Annotated in this window: 14 protein-coding genes and 1 pseudogene; 5 read left to right on the forward strand and 10 right to left on the reverse strand. The window is 73.5% G+C overall.

Features of this window, described 5'->3' with window-relative positions:
- Window positions 1–102: 102 nt before the first annotated feature.
- The 3 genes and pseudogenes from QQY24_RS21510 to QQY24_RS21520 all read left to right on the forward strand — a co-directional run.
- A pseudogene (locus tag QQY24_RS21510) lies at window positions 103–513 on the forward strand (transposase); the annotation flags it as partial.
- A gap of 322 nt (window positions 514–835) precedes the next feature.
- The gene (locus QQY24_RS21515; protein WP_301974335.1) at window positions 836–1,609 is read left to right on the forward strand and encodes an IclR family transcriptional regulator; all 774 of its coding nucleotides are present in this window, start codon (window positions 836–838) and stop codon (window positions 1,607–1,609) included.
- A complete protein-coding gene (locus tag QQY24_RS21520) occupies window positions 1,606–2,451 on the forward strand; it encodes an SMP-30/gluconolactonase/LRE family protein (RefSeq protein WP_301976318.1) in 846 nt (281 codons plus the stop codon). Before QQY24_RS21515 ends, QQY24_RS21520 begins: the two co-directional genes overlap by 4 nt.
- Before the next feature lie 77 nt (window positions 2,452–2,528).
- Here the strand turns inward: QQY24_RS21520 and QQY24_RS21525 are convergent, their stop codons facing one another.
- From QQY24_RS21525 to QQY24_RS21535, 3 genes are all read right to left on the reverse strand, one after another.
- Window positions 2,529–3,758, reverse strand: coding sequence for an MAB_1171c family putative transporter (locus tag QQY24_RS21525; protein WP_301974336.1), 1,230 nt, complete (start codon window positions 3,756–3,758; stop codon window positions 2,529–2,531).
- Entirely contained in the window at window positions 3,755–4,360 is a 606-nt protein-coding gene (locus QQY24_RS21530) for a toxin-antitoxin system, toxin component family protein (RefSeq protein WP_301974337.1), read from the reverse strand. The genes QQY24_RS21525 and QQY24_RS21530 overlap by 4 nt, the downstream gene beginning before the upstream one ends.
- A gap of 358 nt (window positions 4,361–4,718) precedes the next feature.
- Complete coding sequence (locus QQY24_RS21535) at window positions 4,719–7,688, reverse strand: beta-galactosidase (RefSeq protein ID WP_301974338.1); 2,970 nt, start codon at window positions 7,686–7,688, stop codon at window positions 4,719–4,721.
- 73 nt (window positions 7,689–7,761) lie between these two features.
- Between QQY24_RS21535 and QQY24_RS21540 the strand changes: the two genes are divergently transcribed.
- Window positions 7,762–8,220, forward strand: coding sequence for an Rrf2 family transcriptional regulator (locus QQY24_RS21540; RefSeq protein WP_301974339.1), 459 nt, complete (start codon window positions 7,762–7,764; stop codon window positions 8,218–8,220).
- Window positions 8,221–8,378: 158 nt separating this feature from the next.
- Here QQY24_RS21540 and QQY24_RS21545 read toward each other — a convergent pair whose 3' ends face one another.
- The 7 genes from QQY24_RS21545 to QQY24_RS21575 all read right to left on the reverse strand — a co-directional run bounded on the left by QQY24_RS21545 (window position 8,379) and on the right by QQY24_RS21575 (window position 17,761).
- On the reverse strand, window positions 8,379–10,106 hold the full coding sequence (locus QQY24_RS21545; RefSeq protein WP_301974340.1) for a histidinol-phosphate transaminase: 1,728 nt from the start codon (window positions 10,104–10,106) through the stop codon (window positions 8,379–8,381).
- Between the two features lie 354 nt (window positions 10,107–10,460).
- Entirely contained in the window at window positions 10,461–11,705 is a 1,245-nt protein-coding gene (mmsB, locus tag QQY24_RS21550) for a multiple monosaccharide ABC transporter permease (RefSeq protein ID WP_301974341.1), read from the reverse strand.
- Entirely contained in the window at window positions 11,702–13,252 is a 1,551-nt protein-coding gene (mmsA, locus tag QQY24_RS21555) for a multiple monosaccharide ABC transporter ATP-binding protein (RefSeq protein WP_301974342.1), read from the reverse strand. Before mmsA ends, mmsB begins: the two co-directional genes overlap by 4 nt.
- Before the next feature lie 32 nt (window positions 13,253–13,284).
- On the reverse strand, window positions 13,285–14,394 hold the full coding sequence (gene chvE / locus QQY24_RS21560) for a multiple monosaccharide ABC transporter substrate-binding protein (protein WP_301974343.1): 1,110 nt from the start codon (window positions 14,392–14,394) through the stop codon (window positions 13,285–13,287).
- A gap of 142 nt (window positions 14,395–14,536) precedes the next feature.
- Window positions 14,537–15,505, reverse strand: coding sequence for a hypothetical protein (locus QQY24_RS21565; RefSeq protein ID WP_301974344.1), 969 nt, complete (start codon window positions 15,503–15,505; stop codon window positions 14,537–14,539).
- 97 nt (window positions 15,506–15,602) lie between these two features.
- On the reverse strand, window positions 15,603–16,607 hold the full coding sequence (locus tag QQY24_RS21570) for a zinc-binding dehydrogenase (RefSeq protein WP_301974345.1): 1,005 nt from the start codon (window positions 16,605–16,607) through the stop codon (window positions 15,603–15,605).
- Window positions 16,604–17,761 (reverse strand): mandelate racemase/muconate lactonizing enzyme family protein, encoded by a 1,158-nt coding sequence (locus QQY24_RS21575; protein ID WP_301974346.1) that lies wholly within the window; start codon window positions 17,759–17,761, stop codon window positions 16,604–16,606. The genes QQY24_RS21570 and QQY24_RS21575 overlap by 4 nt, the downstream gene beginning before the upstream one ends.
- 201 nt (window positions 17,762–17,962) lie before the next feature.
- Here QQY24_RS21575 and QQY24_RS21580 point away from each other — a divergent pair, with 201 nt between their 5' ends.
- Complete coding sequence (locus QQY24_RS21580) at window positions 17,963–18,889, forward strand: hypothetical protein (protein WP_301974347.1); 927 nt, start codon at window positions 17,963–17,965, stop codon at window positions 18,887–18,889.
- Window positions 18,890–18,930 lie beyond the last annotated feature (41 nt).

An 18,930-nucleotide genomic window follows, 5' to 3' on the forward strand; every position in this document is an offset into this window, starting at 1 on the left:
CAGAACGCCAAGAACCGGGCAAGTCGCCCTCGCGCACCAGCGGTCTCCGGGCCCGGGAATGTCTCATCAACGGCGGATCCGATGAGCGGGAAGACGCGTCCGATGACGGGGACCGCCGTGGAGAACGAGCAGGTTGAGCGGGTGGTTCGGGCACCGTCGAGTGCGGTGTCGGACGAGCAGCCCGTTGCGGTGTCGGTTGTCCGGGCCCGGAACGACGGGCTGCAGCTGACCGGCGGGGGCGGGTCGTCGCAGCTGCTGACCAAGCGGGTGCTCGAGTCCGCCCCGGAAGGCGAGATCACCGACCACGTCGGCTACGAGAAGCACGACCCGGCCGGGAGGAACAACGGCAACAGCCGCAACGGCACCCGGGCGAAGACCGTGCCGACCGACGCCGGCCCGGTGGAAGTGAGGGTGCCCCGCGACACCGCCGGCACGTTCGAGCCGCAGATCGCCAAAAAGCGGCGGCGCCGCTTGACCGGCGTCGACGAGAGGGTGCTCTCCTTGTCCGCGAAGGACCCCACCGGGTCCAACACACCTGGAGAGTCGGCGACGAGCGCTACACCCACGGTCCGAGTACGGACGATCCCGGCAACTCCGAACACCTCATCGGCAACCCGTCCGGCGACTACCAGCGTTTCACCGCCACCGTCGGCGTCGAAGGCGACGCCCCGGTCAGCCAGGACGCGGACTTCGAGGTGTACATGGTGCCGCCCGTGCGCCGCGGTCGGCCCCCGGCCATTGCCCGCGCACCCCCGCGTGGCTAGCCTGTGTTCGCCATGCCGATCGTCTGTTGAAATATCGAACGGACGCTTAACCCACAAGGAGGGGACCGGACGTGGGACGCCTCGTGCCCGCCGTGACCCGGGCTCTCGACATCCTGGAGCTCTTCCTCGACGGGGACGGGACGCTCTCCGCCCCCGACATCGTGCGCAGGCTGCGGCTGCCGCGCACCACCGTGCACGAGCTGGTCACCACGCTCGCCGCGCGGTCGTACCTCGTGCCCGTGCCCGGACAGCCCGGACGCTACCGGCTCGGCGTGCGCCCGTACCAGCTCGGCAGCCGCTACGCCGAGCAGCTCGACCTCGCCGCGGAGGGCCAGCAGGTGGCCCGTTCGGTCGCCGAGACCTGCGACGAGACGGTGCACGTGGCCATCCTCGAGGGCACCGACGTCATCTACATCGCCAAGGTCGACTCCACGCACGCCGTGCGCATGGTGTCCGCGGCCGGCCGCCGGCTGCCCGCGCACTGCACCTCCGTCGGCAAGATGCTGCTGGCCTCGCTGCCCGAGCCGGAGCTGGCCGCGCGGATCCCGGACGGCGCCGAGCTGGCCGCGATGACCCCGAACAGCATCACCGAGCCGGGCGCGCTGCGCGAGGCGCTGGCGGAGATCCGGCGGCGGGGCGTCGCGGTGGAGAGCCGCGAGTCCAACCCGGACGTGAGCTGCGTGGCGGCGCCGGTGCGCGACCGCACCGGGAAGGTCGTCGCCGCCCTGTCCATCTCCGTGCCTATGATCCGCTGGGGCGAGGAGCGGCTGACGGAGCTGGAGCAGCTGGCCGCCAAGGGCGCGGCGGAACTGTCGGAACGGCTGGGGCACAGGAGCGTGGCATGACCGGGTACGAAGTCGCGGTACGGGCGCAGGCGGCGCTGGGCGAGGGTCCCACCTGGGACCCGGCGGCCGGGCGCCTGATCTGGCTGGACATCCTGGGGATGCGGGTCTGCACGTACGACCCCGCCACCGGCCGGCGCACGGTGCGCACCACGGAGCAGCACGTCGGGGCGGCGAAACCGCGGGCGGGCGGGGGCCTGGTGCTGAACCTCCGGGACGGCGTCGGCCTGCTCGACCCGGACGGCGCCTTCCGCTGGCTGCACCACGAGCCGGTGCCCGGCCGGCGCGGCAACGACGCCGCCGTGGCCCCGGACGGCTCGCTGTGGGCGGGCACGATGCGCTACGACGAGGCGGCCGGGGGCGGCACGCTGACCCGGCTGACCGGCGACGGGACCGCGCGGACCGTCCTGTCGGACGTCACCGTCAGCAACGGCACCGGGTGGAGCCCGGACGGCCGCCTGATGTACCACGCCGACACCCCGACCCGGCGGGTGGACGTCTACGACCACGACGCCGACGGCATCCGCAACCGGCGCACGTTCGTCGGGATCGAGGAGGGCGCGGGCTTCCCCGACGGCCTCACGGTGGACGCGGACGGCTGCGTGTGGGTGGCGCTGTGGGACGGGGGAGCGGTGCGCCGCTACACCCCCTCCGGCGTCCTCGACCGGGTCGTCACCCTGCCCACACCGCGCACCACGGCCTGCGCGTTCGGCGGCCCCGGCCTGACGGACCTGTACGTCACGACGGCCCGGGTGGGCCTGAGCGCGCCGCACCCCACGGCGGGCTCGCTCCTGGTCGTGCCCGACGCGGGCAGGGGCGTCGCCCAGCCCGCCTTCGAGGGCTGACCGGCACCGGTCCCGGCCGGGCGTGCCGGACCCGGCGGCGCCGGGCCCGTGTTCGCCCGGCGCCGTGCGCCCTCGCGTCACTCGGGCACGGTGACGCCCGGCGCCGCGGCGCCCGCCCGCGCGCGGACCGCCTCGATGGCCTCGGGGTGGCGCAGGGCCCGGGAGACGGCCCCGATCTCCTGGAGCAGGTGCGTGGTGTCGGGCCCGGTGGCCGTCCCGTGCGGCTCCGGGGCACGGGCCCCGGCCCCGATCGCGTCGAGGACGACCACCGCGGCCGCCAGCGCCCGGGCCCGCTCCGGCGGGTGGCCGAGATCGAGCGCGGCCCGGTGGGACCGCCGGCCGAGACCGGTGTCGACGTGCCGGGTCAGCGGCAGCAGCACGTCCCGGATGAACGTCTCGCGCCGGGTCAGCCGCAGTTCGGGCGCGGCGCGCAGCACGAACGGCACGCCTCCGCCGTTCACCGACCGCATCAGCCGGTACAGGGGCCGCAGTTCCCGGTGGGCGAGCCGGACCCGCCAGCGGTCGTGGAGGTACTGGCCGGCGTGCGGGAGGATGAAGCCGACGGCGATCAGGATGGCGGACACCGCGGCGACGGGCGGCGCGAGGTCGGTGCTCAGCCAGTCCAGGTCCCGCCCGCACCAGCGGGCGGCGACGGCGGTCAGTTTCGCCGCGTCGAAGGCCAGGTTCATCACGTAGCCGGCGCCCAGCAGCTTCAGCGCCGAGCGCAGCCAGGCGTCCAGGCCCTCGGTGCGCACCCAGTTCCAGATCAGCCGGGAGGTGATCAGGCAGGCCACCGTGTGCGCGCCGAGGTAGAGCACGATCTCCTCGCGCATGAACGGCGTCGTCGCGTAGTAGGTGTCCAGGTCCCGCACCCGTTCCCGCGGCGCGTCGGCCAGCAGGAACAGCACCCACAGGGTGACGATCACCGAGGAGTAGACCCGGACGACCCGGCGCATCGCGCGGCGGGTGCCCGCCGAGCGGTCGGACAGGCCGTTGCGCCAGGCGATGATCAGCAGCAGGCAGGACCCGCAGAACGCGGTGATGAGCGAGTAGCACCAGGGCGCCGAGACGTTGGGCACGCCGGTGAGCCGGTTGACGGCGGCGATCGTGGACGGGGTGCAGAACACGAACACCGCGCAGGCCAGCAGCAGCAGTCCGCCGACGGCGCGCAGCAGCGGGTCCCGCCACAGCCGGATGATCGTGGGCAGCTTGATCAGCAGGGCGGCGGTGAGGACCGCGGTCGGGATCCGGAACGAGATGTAGAACTCGGTGAGGAAGTCCGAGGGGTCGAGCGCCGGCCGGATCACCGTGCGGCCCCGCCGCGTCCGCGGTAGCCCAGGGAGCGCTGCACCGGGCCCAGGGGCGCACCGGGGCGGGATCCGGTGAGGTGGGACCGGAACCGGGTGGCCAGCCGGTGGCCGAAGTCGTCCGCCTCGGCCTCGTCGGCCTGCCGGGAGCCGTTGCGGGCGGCCACCGTGAGCGCCCGGTCGCGCCAGCCGGGCTCGTCGGCGAGCGCGCGGGCCGCCGCCGCGCCGGCCAGGCGGTGGTGCCGGTGGCCGGCGTGCAGGTGCCACAACTCGTGTCCCAGGATGACCAGTTGCTGCACGGCCTCGGCACGCTCCTCCACGATGACCAGGTCGAAGTCCTGGAACTCCACCCACAGGCCGGTGACCTCGATCTCGTCCGGGAAGCGCTCGAAGCGCAGCTCGACCGGCCGTCCGCCGCGGCGCGCGCTCATCTCCTCGCACAGCGCCCGGCACAACTCCCCTACGTCCTCCGGTGCCTGCGGCCGGGCCTGGACGGCGTCGGCGAGGCCGGCGGCCAGGGAGCGCATCGCCGAGCCCGGACGGGAGCGGCACAGCCGCGCGGCCAGACGTGCCGCCCGCCGGCGCGCGCCCGCGATGACCATCCCTCCCCCTTCCCGCGCGAGTGGTCGCAGCGTACGCGCCCGGGCGCGTACCCGTCATGCCGTCCCGCGACCGCGGTGCGGTGGCGGGACGGCCGTGGAGTCCGTCCGACCCGTCGACGCGCAAGCCCTCCGATCCTACGGTCCCGTTCGAAGTCACGGGCGCCCCTCGACATCTCGAGCACCCGGTACGCCGGCCCGGCGATCCCGGACAGTGAGGGTGAGGAGACGCCGCAACACCCTCGGGACCCCGAGCGGGGCACCCCGCACCCGGTCGGGGGCACCGTCCTGCGGGACGGCACCCTCACCGCCGTACTGGAGCCGCTGTCCTGTGAACGTGATCCGGCTCGGCTGCCCCCGCTCAGCGGCCGGGGGAGGCCACCGGGGTCACCGGCACCCCTCCGGCCGCCCTGCCGAGCAGGGTCAGGCCCACCCTCCCCGGACCGGACAGCGTCGTGAACTCCGACAGGACCGCCAGCGCCAGGGTGTTGGCGCCCCGGGTGCGCAGGATGCCGTTCGGCAGCACGAAGGTGTGCTGCGGGCCGACGTCGTTGACGTACTGGCCCAGGTTCCAGCCGTTGAGGAAGACCTGCGCCCGGTAGGCCCGGTGCGGGTCGTCCTCCAGGGTCAGGCCCACCGAGGCGTCCACGTCGGCCGGCACCGACAGCCGGAACGCCGTCCGGTACCAGGTCACGCCCTGGCGCCGTTCGGCCCGCGGGAAGGTCACCGCCTCCCAGTCCCGGTCCGGGAAGCCGGGCAGGTGCCAGCCCTCCCGCTCGCCGTACAGGCCGCCGTTGTTCAGCGGTCCGCGCACCGGGTCCGGCGCCGCCGCGCCCTGGATGCGCCACGTCACCTCCGGCGCCCCGCCCCGGAAGGAGACCGCCGTCAGCCCGCGCGCCGCCTTGTGGGTGTCGAGCGCCCCGCCGTCCTGGTCGTGCTGCATGCGCCGGACGAGCACCGACAGCACGTGCCGGCCGGGCGTGCGCAGCCGCTCGCGCACCGGCAGGACGGCCGTGGCGTCCCAGCTGCCCCTGCGGACGGTGGTCCTGTCCGGCACGGGCATCCGGTGGGTGCCCAGCGGCTCCCCGTCCAGCCACGCCATCAGCAGCCCCTGCGTACCGGTGGTGTAGGCGAGCGAGACCTCCTCGATGCCCAGGGCGCCGGTGAACGCGCCCCGGTACCAGACGTCCCCGTAGTGGAAGCCGTAGTCGTCCGCGAACAGCACCGGCTGCCCCTTCGGGACGGGGGTGACGCTGTACGAGGACGTCTTGTCGGCGAGGGGCCAGGAGGAGTCGTCGAAGGCCGGGCCGGCCTCCGGGTTCTCCGTCCGCGTCCGCCAGCCGCCCAGCTCGGGCAGCCGCACCTCGGGCGCGCCCGGCAGCGGCCCGGTCGTCATCACGCTCCCGGCCAGGGTGGTCCGGGACGGCGTCCGCCGCCCGTTCCACACCAGGGCGGAGATCCCGCGCGGCCCCCACACCTCCACGCCGCCGTCCTGGACGAGGTCCCCCGTCAGGCGCACCTCGGAGCCGCGCACCTCGGCGTGGCGCAGCAGCGCCGGGCCGTACACGAGCAGGGTGCCGGACGGGGTGTCGTACGGGAACAGGCGCACGGCGGTGGCGTCGTCGGCGAACAGCAGCAGCAGCGGGGTGCCGCTCCCGCCCCGCTCCACCAGCAGCCGGGTGAGGCCGCCCTGCCCGAGCGGCACGTCCACCCGCAGCTCGCCCTGGTCGTACGTCCAGGCGGCCTCCTGGTCGAGCCGGGTGACGAACGGCTCCTGCGGGCACTCCAGCACCAGCTCCGCCATGTCGTCCCGGCGCCCGCAGAACACGGCGACGTCCAGCCGCCCGGTGGTCACGAAGGTCATGGGCTGGGCGGTGGAGTGCTTCAGCGTCCGCTCGCCGAGGCGGAGCCCGGTGGCCAGCATGCGGGCGTCCCGCGGCGGCACGGTGATCCGCAGCCTTCCGGCCCGCGTCGGCAGGTCGGAGGTGACCGCCCGGGTGCCGTCGTTGCGGACCACGTACACGTGGGCGCCGGTGTCCGGGTTGGCCAGGTGGTAGACCCTCAGCCCCTCGGCCTCCACGTCCGCCGCCCGGTCCAGCCGGGCGAAGTCGGGCACGCGCTGGAGCAGGTGCCCGAGCTGGTGCATCGGGGCGATCTTGTCGGTGACGTTGCGCGCCTCGTCGATCGCCGCCCCGTAGTCGTACGACGTGTAGACCACCGGGGCCGGCAGCCATCCCCAGGACGTCCCCCCGAACGTCATGTACACGTTGTGCAGGGTGAGCCCGTTGGCGAGGTTGGTGAGGTAGAACCGGCGCTCGTAGGCCGCGTCCCGGGTGCGCCGCGCCTCGGCGTAGCCCTTGCCGTCGAACCAGGCCCCGCCCCACGGGTCGAACCAGCCGCCCCCGAACTCCGGCACGAAACCGGGCGTGCGCGGCGAGGCGGTGGCCCCGCCGGTGGGTCCGCCGGTCCCGTAGCGGCCCCAGTCGGGCGGCGTCTGCGCGGGCGACGGGTACCCGTCGAACCCGTACAGCCAGCCGCCCTCCTCTCCGCCGGTGTCGAAGGAGCCCGGGACCCAGTGGCCGTTGCGCCCCTTGTCGTTGTGGAAGAGGGGCACGTCGATGCCGTCCGCCCGCACCTTCCGGTACAGGTGGGACATGTAGTCGCGGCCGGTCGCCTCGGTGACGTGGGCGTCGTACTCGTTCTCGATCTGGTAGAGCAGGACCGTGCCCGTGCCCCGGGTGAACAGGTGCCGGCGGGCGATCCGGTTCACCCGGGTCAGCCACTCGTCGACGTGCGCCAGGTAGACCGGGTCGTCGGTGCGCGCGGTCCCCTCCGTCGCGGTGAGCCAGCCGGGGAAGCCGCCGCCGTCGACCTCGGCGTTGATGTACGGACCGGGCCGCAGGATGACGTACAGGCCGGTCTCGGCGGCCGTGCGCAGGAACAGGTCCAGGTCCCGCACGCCCGTGAAGTCGTACTCGCCGGGTGCGGGGGAGTGGTAGTTCCACGCGACGTAGATGCTGACGGTGTTGAACCCGTGCGCCCGCATCTTCTGCAGCACGTCCCGCCACAGGGAGGGGCTGGGCAGCCGGAAGGGGTGCATCTCACCGGACCACACGACCAGCCGCCGGCCGTCCACGAGCAGCGAGTGCCGGTCGTGGCCGACGGTGTGCCGCCTGCCGTCCGCGCGCGGCGGGGCGGGCGGCAGGCCGGTCGGCACACCGCGCGCCGCGTACGCCGGGGGCGCCCCGGGGCCGCCGCTGCCGCCCAGGGCGAAGGAGCCGACCGCGGCCGAGCCGGCCAGGGCACTGAAGGTACGTCTGCTGAGCGCCAAGGGAGCCTCCCGGGCGATCTTACGGGGCGCGGATGCGGCCATTGTCCACGCAGGCACGCCCCACAATGGACCCATGAGGATCTCGGCGCGGGCGGATTACGCGGTACGGGCGGTACTGGAGCTGGCCGTACGGCAGGGCGACGGCCCGGTGAAGGCCGAGGAAATCGCCGTCGTACAGGACATCCCGCACAAGTTCCTGGAGGGCATCCTGGGCGACCTGCGGCGCGCCGGGATCGTGGACAGCCGGCGCGGCGGGGGCGGCGGCTACCGGCTGGCCCGGGACGCGGCGGCCGTCACGGTGGCGGACGTCGTCCGGGCGGTGGACGGCCCGATCGTCTCGGTGCGCGGGGAACGGCCCACCGGCCTGGCCTACACGGGCACGGCCCGGCCGCTCCTGCCCCTGTGGATCGCCCTGCGCGCCAACGTCCGCCGCGTCCTGGAGGGCGTCACGGTCGCCGACCTGGCGGCGGACACGCTGCCGGAACCGGTACGGACGCTGGCGGCGGACCCGGCGGCGTGGGAGAACCCGTGACCGCGTGACCGCTCGACCGCGTGCGCGGGGGACCGGCGGGACGGCGTCCGGGCGGGGGCTGCGCGGACCGTTGAAAGCGCAAGGCGTTCGATTCCACGGTCCGCCCGAACGGTCGAGCGCCGCCCGAAATCCCGCACGCCGCCGGGGCCCGGGCGCCGCTAGCCCGCCTGCCCCATCCCGGCGGCGTCCGGCCGGCTCCGGGCGTCGGGCCAGCCCGTCACCGGGGCCGGGGTCAGGCCGCCCGCCGGGGCGGGGAGCGGGGCGCCCGGGGCCGTCATGCCGCGCACCTGCGCGGCCGTGAGCCCCCCGCGGGCCGGGACCCCCGGCGGGGTGGGGCCGGCGAAGGGCGCCGTCGCGGGCGGGGGAGCGGGCGCGTACACCGGCACCGGGGCGGGAGCTGGAGCTGCGGCCGGGACCGGGGCCGGGGCGGGCACCGGGGTGAGCACGGGGCCGGGCGTCCCCGGGAGCGGTGCCGGTCCCGGAGGCGCCGGCCGCGTCCCCGGGACCGGCCGGGCTGCCGCCGGCACCGGCACCGGCACCGGCATCGGCACCGGCATCGGGAGCGGTCCCGGCAGCGGCGTCCCGCCGCCGGTGAGCGGGGCGGCGGCGGGCAGCGGCAGGCCGGGGACGGCGGCCCGGGGCGGGACGGACGCGGCCCGGGCGGCCGGGCCGTGGATGCCCGATCCGTTCGTCTCGTTCATCAGCCGGTCCACCGCCGCCGTACCCGAGCTGTAGCCGGTCCCGGTGCCCGGCCCGGGTGCGGCGGCCTGCCTCCCGGACCCGTGGAGCACCTGCTCCAGGCCGGACACCAGGCGGCGCACGTCGACCTGGGGGCGCACCACGAGTCTCAGGAAGCGGCTGGACGAACCGATCTTGTTGCCGCACTCGCGGACCAGGACCCGGTGCTCGGTGAGCATCCGGTCCCGGACCACCGTGCCCTCGGCGCCGACGGGCAGGCGCACGAAGAGGAAGTTGCCCTGGGAGGGGTAGACCGTCAGGCCGGGGAGGGCGGCGAGCCGGCCGGCCATGTCGAGGCGGTCCCGGCGCACCTGTGCGAGGCTCCGCGCGTACTCCGGCCCGTGCTCCCGCAGCATGAACACCACGTGCTCGGCGAAGGAGTTGAGGTTCCACTTCGGCAGCATGGACCGGACGCGGCCCGCCAGGGCGGGGTTCGCCACGAGGTAGCCGAAGCGGATGCCGTGCAGCCCGAAGTTCTTGCCGAGGCTGCGCAGGACGATGACGTTGGGGCGCAGCATCGCCTCCTGGACGACGCTCGGTTCGTCCTGCGCGTCGGCGAACTCCAGGAACGACTCGTCCACGACCACCAGGTCCAGGTGAGCCATGTCGTCCAGGAACCGCACCACCGACTGCTTGTCCGGACAACCGCCGTCCGGGTTGTTGGGGGTGCAGACGACGGCGACGCGCGTGCCGCGGGCGCGGACGAACCCGGCGTACCGGTCGAGGTCCAGGGCGAAGCCGTCGGCCTCCTGGAGCGGGAACATGTCGACCCGCTTGCCGGTCTCCATCGGCTGGTTGGTCCAGCGGCCGAAGGTGGGGACGGGGACGGCCAGCGACTCGCGCACCAGCAGGTGGTCGATCCAGGTGATCAGTTCCGTGGAGCCGTTGCCCATCGCCACGCACTGCGGCGGCAGGTTCAGCAGGCCGCACAGCTCGGCCGTGATGGTGTCGGCGCCGCTGGGGTAGTACGTGACGATCTCGCGCAACCGGGCCGCCATCTCCTCGAACATGGCGGGGGTGGGGAAGTAGGGGTTGCACGGGATGCAGAAGTCCACCGGGCCCGTCCCGTCGCCCTCCCGCGCCAGTGCCGCCATCGACGGGCTGTGTGCGGCGGCGCCGCGGAACAGCGAGGTGACGTTGCCGGCCAAGGGGACCTCCGTTCGGGAACGGCCCGTGCGGGGGAGCACGGGCCAACCCCGGATACGGAGGCGGACGGGCCGCCGTTCACCCCGGGCGGGGAAACCACGGCCCATGCGCGGGACGAGTGCGCCGTCGTCGAACGAGTGCGCCGTCGCCGTCCGGTGCGTCCGGCGGGGCCGCAGCCCGGCCGAGGGGGATGCCGGGCGGTCCGGCGGGTCCGGGAAGTGCCGGGCCCGCGGGCACGGGCCGTCGCCCTGCCGTCGGTGCCGCCCGCGCGTCCGCGCCGGTGGCGGCGGTGTCCGCCGCCGCGGTCCTGCACGCGGGAAGGGCCCCGCCGCGGGTGCGGCGGGGCCCGGTCCGGCTCACGAACCGGACTTGCGCTTGTTCCACACGTCGAAGCCGACCGCCACCAGCAGGGCCAGTCCCTTGATGACCTGCTGCCAGTCGGTGCCGACGCTCAGGAGGTTCATGCCGTTGTTCAGCACGCCGAGGACGAGACCGCCGATGATCGCGCCGAGGACGGTGCCGACACCGCCGCTCATGGACGCGCCGCCGATGAACGACGAGGCGATGGCCTCCAGTTCGAAGTTGACACCCGCCTTCGGGGAGGCCGCGTTCAGCCGGGCGGCGACCACCAGGCCCGCGAGGGCCGCGAGCACGCCCATGTTCAGGAAGACGTAGAAGGTGACCTTCTTGTCCTTCACGCCGGACAGCTTGGCCGCCGGCAGGTTGCCGCCGATGGCGTAGATGTGCCGGCCGAACACCGCGTTGCGCATCACGTAGCCGTAGCCGACCACCAGGGCGCCGAGGATGATCAGCACGATCGGGGCGCCCTTGTAGCTGGCCAGCAGCATCGTCAGGACGAGGACCGCGGCGACCAGCGCGACCAGCTTGAGCAGGAAGAGGCGGACGGGCAGCACGTCCAGGGAGAACTCCTGCTGGCGGCGGCGGTCGCGGACCTCCTGCCACACCACGGCCGCGATCAGCACGAGCCCGAGCAGCAGGGTGAGGTTGTGGTAGTTGGTGTCCGGGCCGACCGCGGGCATGAAGCCGTTGCCGAGCTTCTGCAGCCCGTCCGGGAAGGGGCCGAGGGTCTGGCCCTTGAGCAGGATCTCCGTCAGGCCCCGGAAGAGCAGCATTCCGGCGAGGGTGACGATGAACGACGGTATGCCGAGGTAGGCGATCAGATAGCCCTGAACGGAACCCGCGACCGCGCCCACCAGCAGGCACAGCACCAGCGCCACGGGCCAGGCCACCCCGTGCTGCACGGTCAGGACGGCGGCGAAGGCGCCGACGAACGCCGTGAGCGAGCCGACCGACAGGTCGATGTGCCCGGCGATGATCACCAGCATCATGCCGATCGCGAGGACCAGGATGTAGCTGTTCTGCAGCACCAGGTTGGAGACGTTGCGCGGCAGCAGCAGGTCCCCGTCGGTCCAGACCGCGAACAGGACCACGATCAGGCCGAGCGCGATCAGCATGCCGTACTGGCGCATGTTGCGCCGCAGCCCGTCCAGCACCAGCCGGAGCAGTCCCGTGCCGGCGGCCGGTCCGCTCCTGCCCGGCGGCGCGGGGACCGGGCTCTTGGCGGTCACATCCGTGCTCATCGCGTTACCTCTTTGTCCTTCGTCATATGGCGCATCAGCACTTCCTGCGTGGCCTCGGCCCGCGGCACCTCACCGGTCAGCCGTCCCGCGGCCATCGTGTAGATGCGGTCGCACATGCCGAGCAGTTCGGGCAGCTCGGAGGAGATGAAGACGACCGCCTTGCCCTGGGCGGCGAGCTGGTCGATGACCGTGTAGATCTCGTACTTGGCGCCCACGTCGATGCCGCGCGTGGGCTCGTCCAGGATCAGCACGTCGGGTCCGGCGAAGATCCACTTGCTGAGGACGACCTTCTGCTGGTTGCCGCCCGACAGCTTGCCCACCGGTTCGAACACGGTCGGTGCCTTGATGTTCATGGACGTGCGGAAACCCTCGGCGACCTGCCGTTCCCCGTGCTCGTCCACGATGCCCCGCCTGGCGACCTTGTCCAGCGCGGTCAGCGAGATGTTGCGGTTGATGTCGTCGATGAGGTTGAGGCCGTAGCGCTTGCGGTCCTCGGTGACGTACGCGATGCCGTGCCGGACCGCCTCCGCCACGGTCCTCGTGCGGATCTCGGTGCCGTCCTTGAGGACGGTGCCGCCCGCGTACCGGCCGTAGGCGCGGCCGAACACGCTCATCGCGAGTTCGGTGCGGCCGGCGCCCATCAGGCCCGCGATGCCGACGATCTCCCCGCGGCGCACGTGGATCGACACGTCGTCCACGACCTTGCGCTGCTGGTCGATCGGGTGGAGCACGGTCCAGTCCCGGATCTCCAGGGCGGGGGCCGCGCCCTCCTCCGGCCGGTGCGGGGTGCGCTCCGGGAAGCGGTGGTCGAGGTCGCGGCCCACCATGCCGGCGATGATCCGCTCCTCGGTCGTCCCCGGCGCCTTCACGTCCAGCGTCTCGACGGACCGGCCGTCCCGGATGATCGTCACCGAGTCGGCGACCCGGCGGATCTCGTTGAGCTTGTGGGAGATGATGATCGAGGTGATGCCCTGGTTCCTCAGCTCCAGGATGAGGCCGAGGAGCTTGCCGCTGTCCTCGTCGTTCAGGGCCGCCGTCGGCTCGTCCAGGATCAGCAGCTTCACCTGCTTCGACAGCGCCTTGGCGATCTCCACGAGCTGCTGCTTGCCCACGCCGATGTCGGCGACGCGGGTCTCGGGGTGCTCCTCCAGGCCCACCCGGCGCAGCAGTTCGGTGGCGTGCCGCAGGGTCTCGTTCCAGTTGATGAGCCCGCGCCGGGCGTGCTCGTTGCCGAGGAACAGGTTCTCCGCGATGGAGAGGTACGGCACCAGCGCCAGCTCCTGGTGGATGATGACGATGCCGTGCTGCTCACTGGCCCGGATGTCCCTGAAGCGGCAGACCTCTCCCTCGAAGAGGACGTCGCCCTCGTAACTGCCGTACGGGTGGACGCCGGAGAGCACCTTCATCAGGGTCGACTTGCCGGCGCCGTTCTCCCCGCAGATGGCGTGGACCTCGCCCTGCCGGACGGTCAGCGTGACGTCCGACAGCGCCTTGACGCCGGGAAAGGTCTTGACGATCGAGCGCATTTCCAGGACGGGTCCCGCCATGGTCGTGCCTTCCAATCCTTGGGTTCGGCCGGTTACTTGAGCTCGGACTCGGTGTAGTAACCGCCGTCGACCAGCACCTTCCGGTAGTTGCTCTTGTCGACGCTGACCGGCTGCAGCAGGTAGGCGGGGACGACCTTGGCACCGTTGTCGTAGGTCTTGGTGTCGTTGGTCTGCGGCTTCTTGCCCTTGAGGACGTCGTCGACCATGGTCGCGGCGACCTCGGCGAGCTGACGGGTGTCCTTGTAGACGGTCTGCGTCTGCTCACCGGCGATGATCGACTTCACCGAGGCCAGCTCGGCGTCCTGACCGGAGACGACCGGCAGCGGCTTGCTGCCCGAGCCGTAGCCGTCCGACTTCAGCGCGGACAGGATGCCGATGGAGATGCCGTCGTAGGGCGAGAGCACCGCGTCGACCCGGCCGCTCTTGTAGGCGGAGGTGAGGACGTCCTCCATGCGCTTCTGCGCCGTGGTGCCGTCCCAGCGCAGGGTGGTGACCTGGTTGAGCTTGGTCTGCCCGGACTTGACCACCAGCTGCTTCTTGTCGATGTAGGGCTGGAGCACCTTCATCGCGCCGCCGAAGAAGTACTTGGTGTTGTTGTCGTCGTTCGAGCCGGCGAACAGCTCGATGTTGAACGGGCCCTTCTTGCCGCTGTCCAGCCCCAGCTTGTGCACGAGGTAGGTGCCCTGCAGCACGCCGACCTTCTCGTTGTCGAACGAGGCGTAGTAGTCGACGTTCTTGGTGCCGAGGATCAGGCGGTCGTAGGCGATGACCGGGATGTGCGCGTCCGCGGCCTCCTGGAGCACGTTGTTCAGCGACTTGTTGTCGATGGCCGCGATGATCAGGCCCTTCACGCCCTGCGTGATGAGGTTCTCGATCTGCGAGACCTGGGTGTCGGGGTCGTCCTCGCCGTAGACCAGCTTGGTCTTGTAGCCCTTGGCCCGGAGGTTCTTCTCGACGTTCCTGCCGTCGGCGATCCAGCGCTCGGAGGACTTGGTCGGCATCGCGATGCCGATGGTGCCGCCCTTGGTGTCGTCCGTCTTCTCCTTGCTGCCGCCCTCGCTGTCCTGACCGCAGGCGGTCAGGGTGAGGGCGAGCGAGGCGGCCGCGGCTATGGCGGCGAGTGCGGCTCTGCGAGTGCGCATGGCGATCAGTCCTTGGTGTGGGTGCGGGATCGGTCCGGCGGACGGAAGGACGTTCCGGGAGCGGCGCGGTGGTGGACCGAGGAGAGGTGTGCGGGATTCTGCGCGAGTCTGTCGGCTCCTGTGAAGCCGAGTTTCCGGAACGTTATGACGGGATGTCGAACCGGTTGAGCGGGCCCGGCAGCCGCGAACCGAGCGGCGCCATGGCGCCGTCCGCCCCGTGGCGGGCGAGCAGGTCCAGGGCGAGCCGGCCGCGCCGCACCCGTTCCCGGGCGGTGGCCAGGGTCAGCTCCCTCAGGTGGTGCCCGTACGGGTAGATCCCGGCAGCCTTGGACAGGCCGAACTTGAGGTAGAGCGGTGCGCCGCGCCGGATCAGCTCGGCGACCTCGTACATCCGGACGTAGCCGCCGAGGTCGTCGGGGGCCTCGATGTACATGTCCATGGGAGCGGCGGAGACCCGGCGGATCTCGGTGAGGTGGTCCAGCGTCAGGTTGCTGGGCACGTTGACGGAGTCGGCGCCGAGACCCTCGTACACGGCGAACGCGGCCGGGTTGACGGGCCCGATGAGCGCCGAGACCTTCAGGGTGGTGTCGGCCGGCAGGAGGCCCCGCCGCCGGGCCCGGTGCAGGGTCCACAGCACGCCCTCGTCGGCGACCAGCAGGCACTTGACGCCCAGTTCGGTGGCGCGGACGGCATCCTCCACGCAGCCGGCCACGGCGTCGTGGCCGCGGGCGCGCAGTCCGGCCCCCCGCGAGTCCGAGCGCACCGAGCCGCCGATGTCCCAGGTGCCGCGCGGGCCGGTGAACAGGCAGAGTTCGATGCCGCGCGCGGCGCTGGCCCCCACCATCTCGGTGATCTCGGCGTCGGTGAGCATCCACACGCCGCTGCCCTGGCTGATCCGGTGGATCGGCACGTCGAGGCGCGAGGCCTCCTCGAGGACGGCCGCCAGCGCCTCGGGACCCTCGCACGAGGGGATCTCGGTGCGCCAGCGGCCGCCGCCCGGGAAGGTGTGGGCGGAGGCGTCGGCCGGGTCGGGGGCGGGCGCGTCCAGGCCGAGCGCGGCGAGCACCTGTTCGCCGGGCCTGCGGGCTGCCGGAGCGGAAGCGTCGGTCACAAGCTGTCCTTCGTGTTCGATGTGCCGGAGGAGGTTCGCGGCTCGGGGTGGGGAGGAGGCGGCCGGGACGCCGTCGCGGCGCGCCCCGGGTGCGCGGTCAGGGCCGGAGCAGCACCTTGCCCACCGCCGGACCGCCGCTGCCCACCAGCTCCATCGCCTGCGGGAACCCGGTCAGCGGCAGCTCGTGCGTGACCAGCGGCAGCGGGTCCAGCAGCCCGGCGCCGAACATCCGCACGGCGTGCGCCCAGGCGTCCGGGGGCGCCCCGAAGACGGTGTGCACCTCCAGTTGGCGTACGACCAGGTCGGTCGGGTCGAGTCCGTCGGCGCCCGGCGCAGGGATGCCGGTCAGCACCAGCCGTCCGCCGCGCCGCAGCAGCGCGGCGGCGGTGCGCGCGGCGGACGCGGACCCGGCGGCCTCGATCACGACGTCGAAGCGGTCCGGGAGCGGCTCGTCCCCGAGCCGGTAGCCGGTGGCCCCGAACCGCCGGGACAGCGCTTCCCGGTCACGCCGCGCGCCCACCACCAGCAGCTCCGCCGGCGAGACCGCCTTCAGGAACTGCACGGCGAACATCCCGAGCGTGCCCGTGCCCACCACCGCGACCCGTTCGCCGGGCCGGGCCGCCGCCTTCAGCGCGGCGGCCGCGACGCAGGCGGCCGGCTCCAGCAGGGCGGCGGCCGTCAGGTCGGCGTCGTCCGGCAGCACGTGCAGCAGCCGGGCGGGCAGGGTGAGCGTGGCGGCCATGGCGCCGGGCTGGGTGAAACCGGTCTCCTCGTACCCCGCGCCGCACAGCGTCGTCTCGCCCGCGTGACAGCGCTCGCAGACCTGGCAGTTGCGGAAGCCCTCCCCGACGACCCTGCGGCCGACGAGCGCCTGCGGCACCCCGGCGCCGGCCGCGCGCACGGTCCCGGACCACTCGTGGCCGGGCGTGAGCGGGTAACGCACGTACCCCTGCGGCCGGTTGCCCCGGTACACCTCGCGGTCGCTGCCGCAGACGCCGACCGCGTGCACGGCGACCAGTGCCTCGCCCGGCCCCGGCTCGCGCGGTTCGTGCGGGACGATCCGGTGGGCGCCTGGCGCCTCCACGACGACCTGGGAACTCACTTGGTGCCCTTCGGCCTGCGCTGCTCCCAGCCCTCGGCCCACAGGTCGAACCGGGCCTGCTGCTGGGGGAACTCGGCCGCCGCGTCCACGTCCAGCTCGACGCCCAGCCCCGGCGCGTCGGAGAGGTGGAAGTAACCGTCGACCACCTCGGGGGCGCCCTTGACCACCTTCTTGATCTCCGCGTCCGCGAAGTCGTTGAAGTGCTCCAGGATCTTGAAGTTCGGCGAGGTGAAGCCGACCTGGAGGCTGGCGGCCGTCAGGACCGAGCCGCCGACGTTGTGCGGGGCGACCAGCGTGTAGTGGGTCTCGGCGGTGGCGGCGAGCTTCCGGGTCTCCCAGATGCCGCCGATGTGGCCGACGTCGGGCTGGATGATGTCCACGGCCTGGCTGTCGAAGAGCTCGCGGAACTCGATGCGGTCGTGGATGCGCTCGCCCGTGGCGACCGGGAGGTCCACCTTGGCGGCGACCTTCTCCAGTGCCTTCAGGTTCTCCGGCGGGACCGGCTCCTCCAGCCAGGCGGGAGCGAAGGGGGCCATCTCCCTGGCCAGCCGGACGGCGGTGGCGGGGGAGAAGCGGCCGTGCATCTCCAGCATCAGCTCGGCCCCGGGCCCGATGGCGTCCCGGACGGCCTCGATCAGCGAGACGGCGTAGCGGGTCTGCTCGTGGTCCAGCTCGAAGTGCCCGGTGCCGAAGGGGTCGATCTTCAGCGCCCGGTACCCGCGCGCCACGACCTGCCGGGCGGCCTCGTGGTAGGCCTCCGGCGTCCGCTCGGTGGTGTACCAGCCGTTGGCGTACGCCTTGACCCGGTCCGTCACCTTACCGCCGAGCAACTGCCACACCGGTACGCCGAGTGCCTTGCCCTTGATGTCCCAGCAGGCCATCTCCACGACCGCGATGCCGGACATGACGATCTCGCCGGCCCGCCCGTAGTCGCCGTACTTCATGCGGCGCACGAGGTCCTCGACGGCGAACGGGTCGGATCCGAGAACGTGGTTGGCCTCGGCCTCCCGCAGGTAGCCGATCAGCGCGTCGGTGTGACCGAGCATGCGTGTCTCGCCGACCCCCGTGACCCCCTCGTCGGTGTGCACCTGGACGTAGGTCAGGTTGCGCCACGGCGTCCCGACCACGTGCGTGCTGATTCCGGTGATGCGCACGGCAGTTGCCCCTCAGGTGTTCGAGATTTCGTCACACGTTCGAAATGCTGGCGTGACAGTAAGGAGGGTGCGGCGGGAGTGTCAATGGGGCGAACGGGTAACGGTTTCGGCAAACCTTCCGAGAACTCTCCGGCTCCCGCACCGAACCTTCACAGGGGTGTCTGGGAACGTGACCCGCGGGGAACTTAGTCTTCCCGCGTCATGGACTACTGCCACCCGTGCCGACGGCACCTCAACGGCGCCCTGGCCTGCCCGGGGTGCGGTACGCCCGCGGGCAGCCCGGCCGCGCACACACCGGCCGCGCGCGGGGAGGCGGGCGCGGCGGCGGAGCCGTACGGCCCCGACGGGGCCGTCCACGGGGCCCGGCCGGCCCGCGACGGGCACACCGGGCCCGCCGTCGGCACCCCCCGGGCGGGCGGGGTGGCCGGGGAGCGCGACGACCACGGGGACCCGGGCGGCCGCGCCGCCGCGGACGGCGCGCACGCCCGGCCGGACGAGGCCGGGGGTCGCGCCGCCCGCCGCCGGGCGCGCGGCCGGGGGCACGGCGGAAGTCCGGGCCGGGGTGCCGCCGGCGGCCCGCCGGGTGCCGACGACAGCCGTCGCGACCGCAAGGCCGCCGCGCACCGGCGCCGCCGGCGCCGTACCGCGCTGATCACCGCGGGCTTCGTCCTGGCGGCGGGCGGCCTCAGCCTCGCCGAACTCGGCGTGGACGTGCCCTTCCCCGGCGCCGGACCGGCCGCCTCGGGGGACGCGACGGTGGACGGCGGCGGCTCGGCCTCCGCCCCGGCCGCCACGGCCGTCCCCCCGGGCGGCACCCCGGGCGCCGTTCCCGGCCGGAGCGGCGCCGGGTCCTCGCCGGGCGCGTCGGCGTCCTCCTCCTCTTCTCCTTCGGCCTCCGCCTCCGCCTCCGCGTCGGCGAAGGACGGGGACTCCGCGTCGCCGGACCCCGGGGACGCCGGCCCGGGGGAGCAGTCGGCCGCGGCGAGCGCGAGCACGGCCCCCTCGGTCCCGGCCGGCCCGCCGCCGCCCTCCGACCCGCCGTCCACCGCCGCCCCGGCCCCCTCGGAGCCGGCCCCGGAGCCGACGCCGACGAAGAGGTGCGACCGGTTCCTGTGGTGGTGCTCGTAGACCGGAGCGGGACGCGGGTGCGCCCGCCTCCCGGCCGCGGC

Source organism: Streptomyces sp. TG1A-8 (assembly GCF_030499535.1).
In the GTDB taxonomy this organism is placed as follows: Bacteria; Actinomycetota; Actinomycetes; order Streptomycetales; family Streptomycetaceae; genus Streptomyces.